This is a genomic window from Ancylobacter polymorphus, from assembly GCF_022836935.1.
Taxonomy (GTDB): Bacteria; Pseudomonadota; Alphaproteobacteria; order Rhizobiales; family Xanthobacteraceae; genus Ancylobacter; species Ancylobacter polymorphus_A.
Window position 1 is genome coordinate 2,889,351 of sequence record NZ_CP083239.1, and the last position, 15,355, is coordinate 2,904,705.

General features: G+C 66.4%; 15 protein-coding genes. 3 read left to right on the forward strand and 12 right to left on the reverse strand.

Annotated elements, in window-relative coordinates; all coding sequences use genetic code 11:
- Positions 1-12 precede the first annotated feature (12 nt).
- Complete coding sequence (gene pgi, locus K9D25_RS13600; RefSeq protein ID WP_244375985.1) at positions 13-1,656, forward strand: glucose-6-phosphate isomerase; 1,644 nt, start codon at positions 13-15, stop codon at positions 1,654-1,656.
- A 115-nt stretch (positions 1,657-1,771) separates the two neighbouring features.
- The gene (locus tag K9D25_RS13605) at positions 1,772-3,400 is read left to right on the forward strand and encodes an alpha-D-glucose phosphate-specific phosphoglucomutase (RefSeq protein WP_244375987.1); all 1,629 of its coding nucleotides are present in this window, start codon (positions 1,772-1,774) and stop codon (positions 3,398-3,400) included.
- Between the two features lie 38 nt (positions 3,401-3,438).
- On the opposite strand, the gene K9D25_RS13610 is transcribed toward K9D25_RS13605, so the two are convergent.
- The 7 genes from K9D25_RS13610 to K9D25_RS13640 all read right to left on the reverse strand — a co-directional run bounded on the left by K9D25_RS13610 (position 3,439) and on the right by K9D25_RS13640 (position 9,040).
- Positions 3,439-3,870, reverse strand: coding sequence for a MarR family winged helix-turn-helix transcriptional regulator (locus tag K9D25_RS13610; protein WP_244375989.1), 432 nt, complete (start codon positions 3,868-3,870; stop codon positions 3,439-3,441).
- 356 nt (positions 3,871-4,226) lie between these two features.
- Positions 4,227-4,715, reverse strand: coding sequence for a DNA starvation/stationary phase protection protein Dps (dps, locus tag K9D25_RS13615; RefSeq protein WP_244375991.1), 489 nt, complete (start codon positions 4,713-4,715; stop codon positions 4,227-4,229).
- An 81-nt stretch (positions 4,716-4,796) separates the two neighbouring features.
- The gene (speB, locus tag K9D25_RS13620; protein ID WP_244375993.1) at positions 4,797-5,753 is read right to left on the reverse strand and encodes an agmatinase; all 957 of its coding nucleotides are present in this window, start codon (positions 5,751-5,753) and stop codon (positions 4,797-4,799) included.
- Positions 5,753-6,709: an agmatinase gene (speB, locus tag K9D25_RS13625; protein ID WP_244375995.1), complete on the reverse strand. Its 957-nt coding sequence runs from the start codon at positions 6,707-6,709 to the stop codon at positions 5,753-5,755. Before speB (K9D25_RS13625) ends, speB (K9D25_RS13620) begins: the two co-directional genes overlap by 1 nt.
- A 30-nt stretch (positions 6,710-6,739) precedes the next feature.
- Positions 6,740-7,516: a creatininase gene (locus K9D25_RS13630; RefSeq protein WP_244375997.1), complete on the reverse strand. Its 777-nt coding sequence runs from the start codon at positions 7,514-7,516 to the stop codon at positions 6,740-6,742.
- Positions 7,517-7,547: 31 nt separating this feature from the next.
- Positions 7,548-8,288, reverse strand: coding sequence for an SDR family NAD(P)-dependent oxidoreductase (locus tag K9D25_RS13635; RefSeq protein WP_244375999.1), 741 nt, complete (start codon positions 8,286-8,288; stop codon positions 7,548-7,550).
- Positions 8,282-9,040, reverse strand: a complete 759-nt coding sequence (locus tag K9D25_RS13640; RefSeq protein WP_244376001.1) for an SDR family NAD(P)-dependent oxidoreductase — start codon at positions 9,038-9,040, stop codon at positions 8,282-8,284. Before K9D25_RS13640 ends, K9D25_RS13635 begins: the two co-directional genes overlap by 7 nt.
- Before the next feature lie 139 nt (positions 9,041-9,179).
- Between K9D25_RS13640 and K9D25_RS13645 the strand changes: the two genes are divergently transcribed.
- Positions 9,180-10,091 (forward strand): LysR family transcriptional regulator, encoded by a 912-nt coding sequence (locus tag K9D25_RS13645; protein ID WP_244376003.1) that lies wholly within the window; start codon positions 9,180-9,182, stop codon positions 10,089-10,091.
- 98 nt (positions 10,092-10,189) lie between these two features.
- Here K9D25_RS13645 and K9D25_RS13650 read toward each other — a convergent pair whose 3' ends face one another.
- From K9D25_RS13650 to K9D25_RS13670, 5 genes are all read right to left on the reverse strand, one after another.
- On the reverse strand, positions 10,190-11,263 hold the full coding sequence (locus tag K9D25_RS13650) for a serine/threonine protein kinase (protein ID WP_244376004.1): 1,074 nt from the start codon (positions 11,261-11,263) through the stop codon (positions 10,190-10,192).
- On the reverse strand, positions 11,260-12,693 hold the full coding sequence (trmFO, locus tag K9D25_RS13655; RefSeq protein WP_244376006.1) for a methylenetetrahydrofolate--tRNA-(uracil(54)-C(5))-methyltransferase (FADH(2)-oxidizing) TrmFO: 1,434 nt from the start codon (positions 12,691-12,693) through the stop codon (positions 11,260-11,262). The genes K9D25_RS13650 and trmFO overlap by 4 nt, the downstream gene beginning before the upstream one ends.
- Before the next feature lie 151 nt (positions 12,694-12,844).
- Complete coding sequence (locus K9D25_RS13660) at positions 12,845-13,006, reverse strand: DUF1127 domain-containing protein (protein ID WP_244376008.1); 162 nt, start codon at positions 13,004-13,006, stop codon at positions 12,845-12,847.
- A gap of 272 nt (positions 13,007-13,278) precedes the next feature.
- Complete coding sequence (locus K9D25_RS13665) at positions 13,279-14,571, reverse strand: O-acetylhomoserine aminocarboxypropyltransferase (protein ID WP_244376010.1); 1,293 nt, start codon at positions 14,569-14,571, stop codon at positions 13,279-13,281.
- Between the two features lie 145 nt (positions 14,572-14,716).
- Positions 14,717-15,157 carry a CoA-binding protein gene (locus K9D25_RS13670; protein WP_244376012.1) on the reverse strand — a complete coding sequence of 147 codons (441 nt, stop codon included), beginning with the start codon at positions 15,155-15,157 and terminating at the stop codon, positions 14,717-14,719.
- Positions 15,158-15,355: the final 198 nt, after the last annotated feature.

The window sequence follows — 15,355 nt, forward strand, 5'->3', positions numbered from 1 at the left end:
CTGGAGGATGAGATGAGCGCAGCGACCGAGGACGTCTTCAAGGCTCTGGCCGCCGACCATGCTTCCCGCGCCGAGCAAAAGGTGGCGGACCTCTTCGCCGCCGATGCGGACCGTTTCGCGCGCTTCTCAGCCTCTTTCGAGGACATGCTGCTCGATTTCTCGAAATGCTCGCTGACGGCGGACACGCTCGGCCTGCTGCTCGATCTCGTCCGGGCCGCCGGGGTCGAGGCCAAGCGCGAGGCGATGTTCTCCGGCGTGCACATCAATCTCACCGAGGACCGGGCGGTGCTTCATACCGCGCTGCGCGATCCCGGCGAGACGCCGCTGGTCGTCGATGGGCAAGATGTGCGTGCCGATGTCGCCTCGGTTCTCGCCGCCATGGCGAATTTTGCGGAGGGCATCCGCTCCGGCGCGCTCAAGGGCTGGACCGGCAAGCCGATCACCGACGTGGTCAATATCGGCATTGGCGGATCGGACCTCGGGCCCGTCATGGCGACCATTGCGCTGACGCCCTACCATGACGGCCCGCGCGCGCATTACGTCTCCAATATCGACGGCGCCCATCTCTACGACACGGTGAAGGGTCTCGATCCGGCATCCACCCTGTTCATCGTCGCCTCCAAGACCTTCACCACCCAGGAGACGATGGCGAACGCCGCCAGCGCCCGCCACTGGATCGTCGAGGCGCTGGGCGAGGCGGCGGTGGCGAACCATTTCGCCGCCGTATCCACCGCGCTCGACAAGGTTGCCGCCTTCGGCATCGCGCCGGAGCGGGTGTTCGGCTTCTGGGACTGGGTCGGCGGGCGGTATTCGGTATGGTCAGCCATCGGCCTGCCGGTCATGATCGCCGTGGGCGAAGCGAATTTCCGCCGCTTTCTCGCCGGCGGCCATGCGATGGACACGCATTTCCGCACCGCGCCGCTGGAAAAGAACCTCCCCGTCCTGCTCGCGCTCGTCGGTCTGTGGCACCGCGATGTGTGCGGCTACGCCACCCGCGCGGTCATTCCCTACGACCAGCATCTGGCGCGGCTGCCGGCCTATCTCCAGCAGCTCGACATGGAGAGCAACGGCAAGCATGTGACGCTCGACGGCAAGACGGTGGCGCATGACACCGGCCCGGTGGTGTGGGGCGAGCCGGGGACCAATGGCCAGCATGCTTTCTTCCAGCTGATCCACCAGGGCACCAGCCCGATTCCGGTTGAGTTTCTGATCGCCGCCAAGGGCCATGCGGAAGAGACCGAGCCGGGCCTGAAGCGCCAGCACGCCATGCTGATTGCCAACTGCCTCGCCCAGTCCGAGGCGCTGATGCGCGGGCGCACGCTGGAAGAGGCCAAGGCGCAGCTTCTCGCCGCGGGCCGTGACGAGGCGACCGCCGACAAGATCGCTCCCCACCGCGTGTTCACCGGCAGCCGGCCCTCCGTGACCATCGCCTATGAAACGCTCGACCCCTACACGCTCGGGCGCCTCATCGCGCTCTATGAGCACCGTGTGTTCGTCGAGGGTGCGGTGTGGAACATCAACAGCTTCGACCAGTGGGGCGTCGAACTCGGCAAGGAACTCGCCAGCACCTTGCTGCCGGCGGTGGAAAGCGGCGTGGCGCCGGACAGCGTCTCGACCTCGGCGGCCGGGCTGCTGCGCCATCTCGTCCGTAAGTGACGGTCCACCCTGGCCCGGCTCTCTTTATCGGGAACCGGGCTTCTTCCCAAACGTCTAACGATCCCGGCGCGGCTGCGGCTGTCGGGGATGGGTTGAGCAAAGTCCGGGAGCGAGCATGATCCGCGTCGTCGCCACTACGCCGTATGAGGGCCAGAAGCCGGGCACGTCGGGCCTGCGCAAGAAGGTGCCGGTGTTCCAGCAGCCGCACTACATCGAGAATTTCGTGCAGGCGCTGTTCGACAGCCTCGATGCCTTCGAGGGCGAGACCCTAGTGATCGGCGGCGACGGACGCTACTACAACCGCGAGGCGATCCAGATCGTGCTCAAGATGGCGGCGGCGGCCGGGTTTGGCCGGGTGCTTGTGGGCAAAGGCGGCATTCTCTCTACTCCCGCCGCCTCCTGCGTCATCCGCAAGCACGAGGCGTTTGGCGGCATCATCCTCTCCGCCAGCCACAATCCCGGCGGGCCGGAAGGCGATTTCGGCATCAAGTACAATATCGGCAATGGCGGCCCGGCGCCGGAGCATGTGACCGACGCGATCTTCGAGCGGAGCAAGACGATCCGCGAATACCGGATTCTCGATGGCGAGGATGTCGACCTCGATACGCTCGGCATCACGCGCCTCGGCGACATGGTGGTCGATGTCATCGACCCCGTTGAAGACTATGCGGAGCTGATGGGCGAGCTGTTCGACTTCGACGCGATCCGCGACCTTTTCGCCTCAGGCTTCACCATGCGCTTCGACGCGATGAGCGCGGTAACGGGCCCTTACGCCACCGCGATTCTGGAAGAGACGCTGGGCGCCCGCCGGGGCACGGTGATGCACGGCACCCCGCTGCCGGATTTCGGCGGCCACCACCCCGACCCGAACCTCGTTCACGCGAAGGAGCTCTGCGACCTCGTCATGTCGGAGGAGGGGCCAGAGTTCGGCGCAGCTTCCGATGGCGATGGCGACCGCAACATGATCATCGGCCGTGGCCGCTTCGTCACGCCCTCGGATTCGCTCGCCATCATCGCCGCCAATGCGCATCTCGCGCCGGGCTACAAGGCGGGCATTACCGGCATTGCCCGCTCCATGCCGACCAGCGGCGCGGCGGACCGTGTGGCCGCCAAGCTCGGTATCACATGCTACGAGACGCCGACGGGCTGGAAGTTCTTCGGCAATCTGCTCGACGCCGGGCTCGCCACCGTGTGCGGCGAGGAGAGCTTCGGCACCGGCTCCAATCATGTGCGCGAGAAGGACGGTCTTTGGGCCGTGCTGATGTGGCTCAACATCCTCGCCGTGCGCCGCCAGAGCGTCGCGGAAATCGTCGCCGAGCACTGGCAGGCCTATGGGCGCAACTATTACACCCGGCACGATTACGAGGAAGTCGACAGCGCCGCCGCCGATGCGCTGATGGCCGATCTGCGGGCGCGGCTGGAGACACTGCCGGGCACCGTCATCAACGGGATCACCGTGGAGCGCGCCGACGATTTTGCCTACCGCGATCCGGTGGATGGTTCGGTGACCACGAAGCAGGGCATCCGCGTGTTCTTCGAGGACGGCTCGCGGATCGTTTACCGTCTCTCCGGCACGGGGACTGCTGGCGCGACGCTGCGCATCTATCTCGAGCGTTTCGAGCCCGACGCCGCCCGGCACGATCTCGACACGCAGGACGCGCTTGCCGGCCTGGTGCAGATTGCCCGCGATCTGTCGGATATTGAGGGGCGCACGGGGCGCAGCGCGCCGACCGTGATTACCTGACGGCGCAGCGACGGCCGGCGCGGCGCGACGGCGCTTGGCTACCGCAGGGCGCCTGTCCAGTGCAGTTCCAGCCGCCGAAGGACGCCATAGGCGATGGTGAGGTCATCACTCTCATCATCAGGTGCGGGTTGTGAGCCGGCGGGTCGGCCGTCATGTGTGGCGCGAATAGCGTCACACAGGCTCTGCGCCTTTGTCGTCAGTCGCAGCCGGGCCGAGCGGCGGTCGCGTTGCGAGGCGGCGCGATGCACATATTCCGCATCAACAAGTTGCTTGAGATTGTAGGACGCGTTCGAGCCGAGATAGTGCCCGCGCTCCAGCAGGTCGCGGACGGACAGTTCGTCATTGCCGATATTGAACAGCAGCATTACCTGCGACGGGCTGATGTCATCCACGCCAAGGCGGGTGAGCTCGGCGCGCAGCACATCGAGGAAGCGGCGATGGGCCCGCTCGATCAGCCGCCCGATGTCCAAGGGGGTGACCGATGCGGACCCTGCGGGCCCATCCAAGGAGGCGACCGCCGGAAAGCCCGCCTCCGGGGCGTCGGAGTCTCCGGCCGTTTCCGCTGCCAGGGCAGCTTTGCGTGCAGTTGACCTCATAGCTGTGTCCCCATCCCCGTAATCGATGACTGATTTCGTGACCGTCCCCGAACGGTCACGCAGCAGACGCCGATGATGTGGCCAGCAGATTATTGAGAAAATGCGGCGGTCGCCAACGGATTTATGAGAGAGGTGCCCCGGTCCACGGAAAATCGCCGCTGGATGGGTGCGGCATTGCAAAGCGTTCCGTGGGAGCTGATCTCGTCCCCATGAGGACCGGAATCGTAACCTCAGTGCGGGGTTTCGAGATGCGATTCGAGAAACCAGAGCGCTTTATCGAGGGAGCGCGAAGCGGCGGTGAAGATATCGGCAGTGGTCGGGTCGCCGGCGTCATCGGACTCATTGATCGCCTTGCGCACATTGTTCGCTACCGCACCGAAACGCTCGGCCAGAGCCGCCAGATGGTCGGGAATGGCGTAGATGTCGGTCGGGTAGGCTTTCAGCGGGCTGCCGTCGGCGACGGTTTGCGTGGTTCCCAGCGCCGTGCCGCCAAGCTGCACCACGCGTTCGGCCATGGTGTCGTTGTGGTCGTCCAACTCGGTGCGGAAGCCGTCGAGCATCTCGTGGACCGCGATGAACTGCGGGCCCTTCAGGTTCCAGTGCGCCTGCTTGACCGCCAGTGCGAGATCGATGCCGGCGGCGAGATTGGCGTTGAGCAGGTCGATGGCGACCTTCTTGGCATTGGACGGAACGTCATTCGCGGTCTTGTGGTCAGCCATGGGAAATCCTCTTCCTGGGACGGCCCGGCAGCGGCACTGCCGGGCGCCAACAGGGACAAGATTGGCCGCGCTGAACGGTATTCAAGAGCCCCTGTTGTGAAGAATCCGGCCAATGAAGTTGAGAAGCAACTGGGCGGCGAGGATGGAGGTGACGCCGCCGGGGTCATATTCCCGCGCCACCTCAACGAGGTCGACCCCCGCCACGGTGCCGCGTTTGGTCAGCCCGTCCAGCAGTTCCAGCACTTCGTAATAGGTGAAGCCACCATGGCTCGGCGTGCCGGTGCCGGGTGCGATGGAGGGGTCGAAGCCGTCAATATCGATGGTGACGTAATAGCGCTTGCCGGCAGGAATGCGCGCCAGCACCGCTTCCGTGCCGAGCTTGCGGATCTGGCGCACGGAAAGGATGTCCGAGCCCATGGCGCGCGCCGCCTCATAGCCCTCACGCGCGGTGGAGGAGACGTTGCGGATGCCAAGCTGGGTGAGCCCGGTGACATAGGGCTTTTCCGCTGCGCGGCGCAGCGGGTTGCCATGGCCGCGCCGCACGCCGTGGCGCTCGTCGACGAAGTCGAGATGAGCGTCGAACTGGACGATGTGAATCGGCTCCTGCTCCGAGAAAGCTTCGATGCAGGGAATGTTGATCGAATGGTCGCCACCGAGCACCACCGGGAGAGCGCCCGCGGCGAGGATCTTGCGCACGGCCAGCTCGATATTGGCGTGGCTACCCTCGGTGTCGGTGTGGATCATGTCCGCATCGCCGATATCGACGATGCGGGTGGTCTCCGCCGCGAGATAGGTGACGTCGTCCTCGTGGTCGTAAGCACCCGCATGGCCGAAGGAGAACAGGGTCGACGCTTCGCGAATGGCACGCGGGCCCGAGCGGGCGCCCGAGCGCCATTGCGTGCCGAGGTCGAACGGGGCGCCGACGATGGCGACATCGGCGTCGATCTTGTCCCAGTCAAGCAGCAGCGGGTATTTGCCGAAGGTGCAGATGCCGACGAAGGGAAGATCGAGCCGGCCGCCCTCATAACCGTGAGCCATCAGCGCGCGCCCTTCTTTTCCACCGCGCCGGCAAGGACGCAGAGCAGTTCGAACAGGATGGTGGCGCCGGTGAGGGCGGTGAGACCGGAGGGATCGAAGGGCGGCGCCACCTCGACGAGATCGGCCCCAATGATGTCCAGCCCGTCGAGCAGGCGCACCATCTGCTGCGCTTCGCGGGTGGAGAAACCGCCGATTTCCGGTGTGCCGGTGCCCGGCGCCTGCGACGGGTCGATGCCGTCAATATCGAAGGTCACATAGGTCGGCGCGTCGCCGACAATGGCGCGGGCTTCCGCCATCACATCGGCGACGCCACGCTCCATGAACTCCTCGATGAAGATGATGCGCACGCCCATTTCACGGGCGTAATCATAATTGCCGGCGTCGGAGATGGCCCCGCGCAGGCCGATCTGCACGAAGCGCTTGGGGTCGACAAGGCCTTCCTCGATAGCGCGGCGGAACGGCGTGCCGTGAGTGTATTTCGAGCCGTTGAAGAAGGTGTCGTACGTGTCGGAATGGGCATCGAACTGGATGAGCCCGACCGGGCCATCCTTGGCCAGCCCGCGCAGGATCGGCAGGCTGATGAGATGGTCGCCACCGGCGGTCAGCGGCAGCGCGCCCACTTTCCGCACGCCCTCATAATGGGCGGTGATGATGTCGAGCGAGCGCATCAGGTCGAAGGGATCGATGATGACATCGCCGCAATCAGCGACGCGGGCGCGGTCATAGGGCGATAGCCCCGTGACATGGTGCACGCGGCGCATCAGGCTCGACTGGTTGCGCAATTCGCGCGGGCCGTGGCGGGTGCCGGCGCGGTTGGTGGTGCCGAGGTCGAACGGCACGCCGAGAATCGCGATGTCGACCTGGGAGGGCTCGGCCACCGGCAGGCGCATGAAGGTGGGAAGGCCGGCGAAGCGGGGAACGGTGCCGGAATCGAGGGGTTCGAAAGCGTCGGTCATATTGGCGGAACCTGATGCCTGTGTTGGGGCCTAAAGCCCGAACTCCTTGCGGACGGCGGCGGAGATGTGGGTGACGTAATCGGCCATCAGCGCCTGGCCCTTTTCAACGGTCGAGCCGGTGGCCACCGCCAGCACGCCGGAGGGCGGCAGGCCGAAATCGTCCGGCACCGGGAAGCGGTCATAGGGTGGGAAGGTCGCCGGGCCGTCGGAAGGCGCCTTGTCCATTTCCACCAGGTCGGGCCGCAGCACCAGCATCAACGAGGTTTCCATCAGGCTGGCATGTTCCAACTCGATGCCGGGGAAACCGGCGGGGAAGATGCTCTCCAGCGTCGCGCGCTGGGCGAAGTCCCAATATTCCAGCCGCATCACGGTGAGGTCGGTGATGCCGTCGCGGGCGATCTCGCGCCGGGCAAGGTCCAGCCCCTCCACCGACGGCCAGAGGTTCTCATAATGGCCGTTGACCACCACCAGACGCCGCACGCCTTGGCGGACGAGGTTGCGGATCACGTCCCGCACCACCAGCGCGAAGGTGTGGGCATCGACGCTCAGCGTGCCGGGGAACTGCTCGCCGCCGCCCGAGCGCGGCATCGACTTGCAGCCATAGGGGACGGTCGGGGCGACGAGGCCGCCCACCTCGCGGGCGATGCGCTCGCACACGCCGGTGGGCAGCACCACATCGACATTGAGCGGGAGATGCGGGCCGTGCTGCTCGGTGGAGCCGAGCGGCAGGAACACCGGCGCGCCGGCGGCCATCTTCGCCGCGAATTCCGGCCAGCTGAGTTCGTCGAGACGTACGCTGTCGACCATGCGGTCCCCCTGAGTGTGATGGCGTGCCCGTTCAGTGCATCGCCGCGCCGCCATCGACGCTGAGGCACTGGCCGGTAATGAAGGTGGTGGTGCGGCTCGCCAGGAAGAGAACGGCTTGCGCGACCTCTTCCGGGCGGCCGACGCGGCCGGACGGGTTTCCGGTTTCCAGCCGCTTCAGTTCCTCGCTCAGATTGGCGAAGTCGAGCAGCGGCGTGTCGACAGGCCCAGGCGCGATGGCGTTGACGAGAATCTCCGGCGCCAGTTCCCGCGCCCAGGAGCGGGTGAGGGTGAGGACCGCGCCCTTGGTGCCGGCATAGCCGGAGAAGCCGGCGCGGCCGAGATAGGCGAGTTCCGACGCGATGTTGATGATCCGCCCGCGCACCGGCCCCTCGCCGCTGAAGCGGGAGAGCGCCTCGCGTGCCATCAGCATCGGCCCGCGTATATTGACCGCCGCCATCCGCTCATAGGTCGCGATATTGAGGCTCGCCAGCGGCGTCTCCTCGCAGATGCCAGCGCAGTTGACGATGACATCGAGCCCGCGCAGTTCCGCCACCGCCGCCTCCATGCCGCCAATGACCGAGGCTTCGTCCGCCACGTTCACCAGAATGGTCGGCCAGCGGGTCTCGTCGGGTGGCGGGTGAAGATCGAAGCCGATGACCTTGGCGCCGGCGGCGCACAGTGCATCCGCGCTTGCCCGGCCGATGCCGCTTGCCGCGCCGGTGACGATGACGCGCAAATCCCGGTGGGGGTGGTCCTTGTGGTGGGCTACCATGGCAATTCTCCGCGATCGACCCCGAGACTCTGGCCGGTGATGTTGGCCGCCAGGTCCGAGGCGAGGAAGAGATATGTACCCGCCACATCTTCCGGGTCCATGAAGCCCGGCAGAATCTGCGCGGCGACGATTTCCTCCAGCAGCATTTCGGGGGCGAGGCCAGTGCGCGCGGCCATGGCATGGAGCGAGCGCAGCGAGGCTTCCGTGCGCACCCAGCCGGGGCAGACGGCATTGACGGTGATGCCGCGCGGCCCGAGCTCCTTGGCCCAGGTCTTGGTGAGGCCGATCACCGCGTGCTTGGAGGCGACATAGGCGCCGAACAGTTGCTCGGCGCCGCGCGACCAGATGGAAGCGGTGTTGATGATGCGCCCGCCATGGGCGAGGCGGGGTAGCAAAGCGCGGGTGACGAGAAACGTACCGACGACATTGATCTCCACCACACGGCGGAAAATCGCTTCGTTGTCGGTGCTCATATCGTCCAGCGGGGTGACGCGCTCCAGCCCGGCATTGTTCACCAGCACGTCGAGATGGGGGATCGCGTCCGCCACCGCTGCCATCTGTTCCGCCGAGGTGATGTCGGCGCGGTGGCCGCGCGCGCCGATGCGTTCGGCGGCCTCATGGATCGCCTCGTCATCGGCCAGCATATGCAACTGCGCTCCCGCCGCGGCGAAAGCGCGGGCGATGCCAAGGCCGATGCCACGGCTGGCGCCCGTGACCAGCACGCTGCGGCCGGAAATGCCGTCGAGGCTCATGGGCGGGACCGGGTGAGGCGGGGGAAGACGGGCACGGTGGGCTCCCTTTGGCCCCGCCATGCTGGCGCATCTTCACATCAGGAGAAATCGGAATTAATGGAAAGATACATCGGCAAAGTTCGATGTGAGTGGAGAGCGGATGCGCCGTCTCGACAATATCGACCTGCGGCTGCTGCGCGTCTTCGTCACGCTGGCGGAGAAGGGCGGCTTCCAAGACGCGCAGATCGCGCTCAACCTGTCGCAATCCACGCTCTCCACCCATCTCGCGGCACTGGAGCGCAAGCTGGGTGGGCAGCTCTGCGAGCGCGGGCGCGCCGGCTTTCGGCTGACGCCCTTCGGCGAATCGACTCTCGCCGCCGCCAAGCGGCTGTTCGACGACATCGACGCCTTCCACGGCCGCATCGGCCAGGACCAGCGCCGGCTGGTGGGGCGGCTGCGGATCGGCATTGTCGATGGCGTCGTCACCAACCCGCAACTCGGCTTGCAGACAGCGCTGTCGCGCTACATGGCCTATGCGTCCGAGGTGTTCGTCGATCTCGAACTCGGCACGCCGCTGGTGCTGGAGCGGGCCTTGATGGACGGAGCGCGGGACATTGTGGTCGGACCCTTCTCGCAGAAGGTGCCGGGCCTCACCTATGTGCCGCTCAACCGCGAGGCGCAGGCGCTCTATTGCGGGCGCGCGCACCCGCTCTTCGCGTTGCCGGGCACTGACATCATCCATGCCCGCATCGAGGAGGCGCTTTTCTCGGTGCGGCGCTATCGGCACCTCGACGACCTCTACCGGGTCAACCACCCGCGCGCGAGCGGCGCCATCGTGCAGATGGAGGCGCAGGTGATGATGATCCTCTCCGGCCGGTTCATCGGCTATCTCCCGCGCCATATCGGCGAGGACTGGGTGGCGCGGGGAGAGATGCGGGTGCTGCGGCCCGAGGCCTATGGCTTCGAGACCACCCATTTCGCCGCCACGCGGCGGCTCAAGGGTGAGCAGCCGCTGGTCGATGCCTTCGTGCGCGAATTGAAGGCGCAGGCGGGCGGCGGCGCGGCCGGCTAGAGCGTTTTCGAGCGAAGTGGATACCGGTTCGCGTGAAGAAAACGCGACAAAACAAATAATTAGATCATTTCACCGTTTCCGTGAAGCGGTGAAATGATCTAGATGCCGCCGCGCACGCGGTCGCTGAGGTTGCGGCGCTCGCGGACGATGACGGCCAGCGCCTCATCCTCCTCCGGCCCACGCGGCAGCTGGGAGAGTTGATCGAGCTGGTTGAGGGCGACGAGGCGCAGCAGGTCGTCGCGGACCATGCCGGTCGCATCGCGTGGCAGGGCGGGCACGAGCTGGAGATGCTCGGGCGGCAGCAGGTCCGGTAGGCGGGCGGCGAGATGCGCGCGCAGCCCCTCCTCGGTCACGCCCTCCGCCTCGACGAAGGCATAGAGCCCGAAGGAATGGCCGGCGGTGGGGAAATCGCAGATATGCACGTGGCGCACGCTCGAGACCTCGCCCAGCGCGCTCGCGATGCGCGGGCCCTGCTCCATGGCGCGAGGGCCGCGCCCTTCGGTGTCGTGATAGTTCAGCAGGCGGCGGGTAACGAAATTGTAGATTTTCTTGCCCGTCTTCATCCACACACGGGTGAACAGGCTCTTGCGCGCCAGGATTTTCTTCTCGCGCGCGGTCAATGCCTCCGGGCAGTAGCTACGCTTCTGCTTCAGAAAGTGGCGGATGTCCTCATAGGCCGCGACACGGAACGCCTTGCTGCGCTTGGAGAATACCATGGCGAGCTGGAAGTCCATCAGGACTGCGCGGCCATCGGCGGCGTAGAGCCAGTTCTGCGGTTTGGCGAGGTCGTTATGGGCGATGTTGCGCCGGTGTACCTCGCGCAGGCCCTTGCGGGCGGAGGCGAAGAAGGCGCGGTCGCCGCGCGGACGGGCGATCTGCAGCGGGATGCCGTCGACGAAGCCGCGGACCAGATAACCCTCTTCCAGCGCATACACTGGCACGGTGTGGCCGCTGCCCTCCGCACGCATGAGCGCGCGCGCCTCGCGGGCGGCGAAGTGGCGGGCGAGCGGCTTCACCCACCATTTCACCTCCGCATAGTTGCGTCGGACCGCCGGGTAGACGGTGCCGGCGGCATCGCGCCAGAAGCCGCGCTCGATGGTGGAGAAGGTGTCGCGCTTGAGCACGGTGTCGAGCTCGAACACGCCGCCCTTGGCGGGGACCGTGAGGCTCACGCGGCGGCCTCGTTCGGCTCATCCGCGTGGGCCTTGGCCCAGGCGTCCATATCGGCGAGGGCGCGGGCGGCGAGCACCTGCTTCTTGGCCACCGTCTTCTGCGTGCCGCGCAGGCGGTTGCCTTCGGCGTCGCGAGTGGGGTTGGCGTCGAGCGGCGGGAACAGGCCGAAATTGACGTTCATCGGCTGGAAGGAGCGTGGGCCCGCTTCCAAGCTCTCGATATGGCCGCCGGTAATGTGGTTGAGGAGGGCGCCATGGGCGGTGGTTGGAGGCGGCAAGACGGGGGCCTCCCCGCGCTGCTCGGCGCTGGCGAACAGGCCGGCCATCAGCCCCATGGCGGCGCTTTCCACATAGCCCTCGCAGCCGGTGATTTGGCCGGCGAAGCGCAGGCGCGGCTCGGCCTTCAGCCGTAGCGTGGGGTCGAGGACACGGGGCGAATTGAGATAGGTGTTGCGGTGAAGCCCGCCGAGCCGGGCGAATTCCGCCTTCTCCAGCCCCGGAATCATGCGGAACAGGCGGGTCTGCTCGCCATGGCGGGTCTTGGTCTGGAAGCCGACCATATTATAGAGCGTGCCCAGCGCGTTATCCTGCCGCAGCTGGACCACCGCATAGGGCTTTACCGTCGGGTTATGCGCGTTGGTCAGCCCCATCGGCTTCATCGGGCCGTGGCGCAGCGTCTCCGGTCCGCGCGCGGCCATCACCTCGATCGGCAGGCAGCCGTCGAAATAGGGCGTGTTGGCCTCGAACTCCCGGAAGGGCACGGTGTCGGAGGCGACGAGGGCGGCGACGAAGGCCTCGTACTGCTCCTTGTCCATGGGGCAGTTGATGTAGTCGGCGCCGGTGCCGCCGGGCCCCATCTTGTCGTAGCGCGATTGGAACCAGCAGACGGTCATGTCTATGGAATCAAAGTGAATTATCGGCGCGATCGCGTCGAAGAAAGCGAGCGCCTGCTCGTCGGCGCGGGCGCGGATCGCTTCCGCCAGGGCCGGTGAGGTGAGGGGGCCCGTGGCGATGATGACGCTGTCCCAATCCTCCGGCGGCAGGCCGGCGACCTCGCCGCGCTCCACCGTGATCAGCGGATGGGCGGCGATGGCGGCGGTGACGGCCTCGGCAAAGCCGTCGCGATCGACCGCCAGCGCGCCACCGGCGGGGATCTGGTGACGGTCGGCGCAGCCCATGATGAGCGAGCCGAGGCGGCGCATCTCGGCATGCAGCACGCCGACGGCATTATTGGAAGAATCGTCTGATCTGAAGGAGTTAGAGCATACGAGCTCGGCCAGGCTGTCGGTCTTGTGGGCATCGGTGCCGCGCGTCGGGCGCATTTCGTGCAGCACGACAGGGGTGCCGCGACGGGCGAGCTGCCAGGCGGCTTCGCAGCCGGCGAGGCCGCCGCCGACAATGTGAACCGGGCGCTTTTCGGTGATGCTCATATCCTGCCGCTGCTCAACACATCCGCGCGCGGCTTAGCACGGAACGGGGGCAAAAAAGAACGGCCCCGGAAAATTCCGGGGCCGTACGATCAGTGCAGTGAGGTGGACGATGTGTCCGATTCAGACGCCAGCGTCCGGCCTCAAGGCCGCATCACGCCGCAGCGGCGGCGCGACGGGCAACGCTGGTGATTTCGCCACGCGACACGTTGATGTCGGCGAGGGTGCGGTCGTCGAGCTGGGAGAGCTCAACGAGAGTGCGGCGATACGCCTGGTAGCGGCGGATCTGCTTGGCAACGAGGCCCCAAAGCAGCATGTCAGTCTCCATCGGTTGTAGTTACCGGATCGCGGCCTCCGGGCATCCCCGGCAGCTGCACGTCCGTTAATCATTCCGTTGCCTAGATATTCGACATCCTGCTTGTTTGGTAGGAAATATACCGCATCCCAGCCCTGCGGGCCGCGCATGCCACGCTCACAATTCATTCACGATCCGCAAGGTTGGCGAAACCTTGGTGTGAATCAGGCGCCCGTGGGCGCCTGATCGAGATCGGCCATCGCGCGCCCGCCGGCGCCGGTTCGCCGGTGATCTCAGGCGTTTGCCAGCGCCTGTTCGAGATCGGCGATGATGTCCGCCGCGTCCTCGATGCCGACCGAGAGGCGCACCACATCCGGGCCAGCACCGGCCAGCACCTTCTGCTCGTCGGCGAGCTGGCGGTGGGTGGTGGAGGCGGGGTGGATGATGAGCGAGCGGGTGTCGCCAATATTGGCGAGGTGCGAGAACAGCTTCACCCCGGACACCAGCGCCACGCCGGCCTCGAAGCCGCCCTTCAGGCCGAAGGTGAACACCGCGCCGGCGCCCTTGGGCGTGTATTGCTGGGCGAGGTTGTAATAGCGGTCTCCCGGCAGGCCGGGATAGCTGACCCACGACACCTTGGGGTGGTCGGCGAGGAATTTCGCCACCGCCAGCGCATTGTCGCAATGGCGCTGGATGCGCAGCGGCAGCGTTTCGATACCGGTGAGCAGCAGGAAGGCGTTGAACGGCGACAGCGCCGGGCCGAGATCGCGCAGGCCGAGCACGCGGGCGGCGATGGCGAAGGCGAAATTGCCGAAGGTCTCGCCGATGACCACGCCCTCATATTCCGGGCGCGGCTGGGTGAGGAAGGGATAGCGCCCCTCGCGCAGCCAGTCGAAGGAGCCGCCATCGACGATGACGCCGCCGATGGAATTGCCATGGCCGCCGAGGAATTTGGTGGCGGAATGGATGATGATGTCGGCGCCGTGCTCGAACGGACGGATGAGGTAGGGCGTCGCCAGCGTGTTGTCGACGATCAGCGGCACGCCGGCGCGCTTGGCGATCTTCGATATGGCGGCGATGTCGGTGACGATGCCGCCGGGATTGGCGATGGACTCGATGAAGATCGCCTTGGTGCGCGGGGAGATCGCGCGCTCGAAGGAGGCGACATCGTCCGAATCCGCCCAGACGACGTTCCAGCCGAAGCTCTTGAAGGCGTGGTTGAACTGGTTGATCGACCCGCCATAGAGACGGCGCGCGGCGATGAACTCGTCGCCGGGGGTCAGCAGCGTCTGGAAGGTGAGCAGCTGCGCGGCATGGCCGGAGGCGACCGCCAGCGCGGCGGTGCCGCCTTCCAGCGCCGCCACGCGCTCTTCCAGCACCGCATTGGTGGGGTTGCCGATGCGCGTATAGATGTTGCCGAACGCCTTCAGCCCGAACAGCGAGGCGGCGTGGTCGACATCGTCGAACACGAAGGAGGTGGTCTGGTAGATCGGCGTCGCGCGCGCCTTGGTGGTCGGGTCGGGGGCGGCGCCGGCATGCACGGCGAGGGTGGCGAAGCCCGGGGCGGGGGTGGTGGCGTCGGTCATTGGCGTTCTCCTGTCGACGGCTCAGCGGCCGCGCGAGCGGTGCGCGGCGGCGGGCGTCTTGGGAGGCAGTGTCGCGCCTTGGCTAAAAAACGCAACAGGGCTGGAGAAAGAATTAAACAGCGGAAGTTGGCTGTTGATATTGCGTCTAGGCGAGGCGTGGAAGCCGCAGCCGGGGAATCTCGATGGCGGGGCAGCGGTCCTGAATGACGGCGATGCCCTGCGCCTCGGCGGTGGCGGCGGCGGCATCGTCGCGCACGCCGAGCTGGCTCCAGATCAGCTGCGGGCGGGGCGAAAGGGCGAGCGATTCCGCTACCACGGCGGCGAGATATTCCGGCGCGCGGAACACGTCCACCATGTCGATCGGCTCCGGTACATCGGCAAGGCGCGCATAGGTGGGCAGCCCAGCGATGTTGCGCCCGGCCTGGCCGGGATTGATGGCGAACACGGTATAGCCGTGCGCGGCGAGAAAGCGGGCGACGCCATGGCTCGGGCGGGCCGGATTCGGGCTGGCGCCGACCACGGCGATGGTGCGCACGCGTCCGAGCCAGCCCGCGATGAAGGCGTCGTCATAGGGATCGTGATTCACGGGGTCTCCTCAGGCAGATGACGAGGCTTCTATCCGACATATGGTGCGCCGGTGCGGGCACGGGGAGGGGCCGCATGGGCTGTAGAGCGGCGGGCCGGAGGGCGGATTTCAAGGGGTTAGGATGGGGTATTAAAATACCTAAATCGTAACTCATTGATTTATAAGCAATATATCCGATAAGGTGGGATTGACGTTGCA

Coding starts and splice junctions, on each gene's coding strand:
- pgi (WP_244375985.1), top strand. CDS start 13: ATGAGCGCAGCGACCGAGGACGTCTTCAAGGCTCTGGCCGCCGACCAT.
- K9D25_RS13605 (WP_244375987.1), top strand. CDS start 1,772: ATGATCCGCGTCGTCGCCACTACGCCGTATGAGGGCCAGAAGCCGGGC.
- dps (WP_244375991.1), bottom strand. CDS start 4,715: ATGGCTGACCACAAGACCGCGAATGACGTTCCGTCCAATGCCAAGAAG.
- speB (WP_244375993.1), bottom strand. CDS start 5,753: ATGGCTCACGGTTATGAGGGCGGCCGGCTCGATCTTCCCTTCGTCGGC.
- speB (WP_244375995.1), bottom strand. CDS start 6,709: ATGACCGACGCTTTCGAACCCCTCGATTCCGGCACCGTTCCCCGCTTC.
- K9D25_RS13630 (WP_244375997.1), bottom strand. CDS start 7,516: ATGGTCGACAGCGTACGTCTCGACGAACTCAGCTGGCCGGAATTCGCG.
- K9D25_RS13635 (WP_244375999.1), bottom strand. CDS start 8,288: ATGGTAGCCCACCACAAGGACCACCCCCACCGGGATTTGCGCGTCATC.
- K9D25_RS13640 (WP_244376001.1), bottom strand. CDS start 9,040: ATGAGCCTCGACGGCATTTCCGGCCGCAGCGTGCTGGTCACGGGCGCC.
- K9D25_RS13645 (WP_244376003.1), top strand. CDS start 9,180: ATGCGCCGTCTCGACAATATCGACCTGCGGCTGCTGCGCGTCTTCGTC.
- trmFO (WP_244376006.1), bottom strand. CDS start 12,693: ATGAGCATCACCGAAAAGCGCCCGGTTCACATTGTCGGCGGCGGCCTC.
- K9D25_RS13660 (WP_244376008.1), bottom strand. CDS start 13,006: ATGCTGCTTTGGGGCCTCGTTGCCAAGCAGATCCGCCGCTACCAGGCG.
- K9D25_RS13665 (WP_244376010.1), bottom strand. CDS start 14,571: ATGACCGACGCCACCACCCCCGCCCCGGGCTTCGCCACCCTCGCCGTG.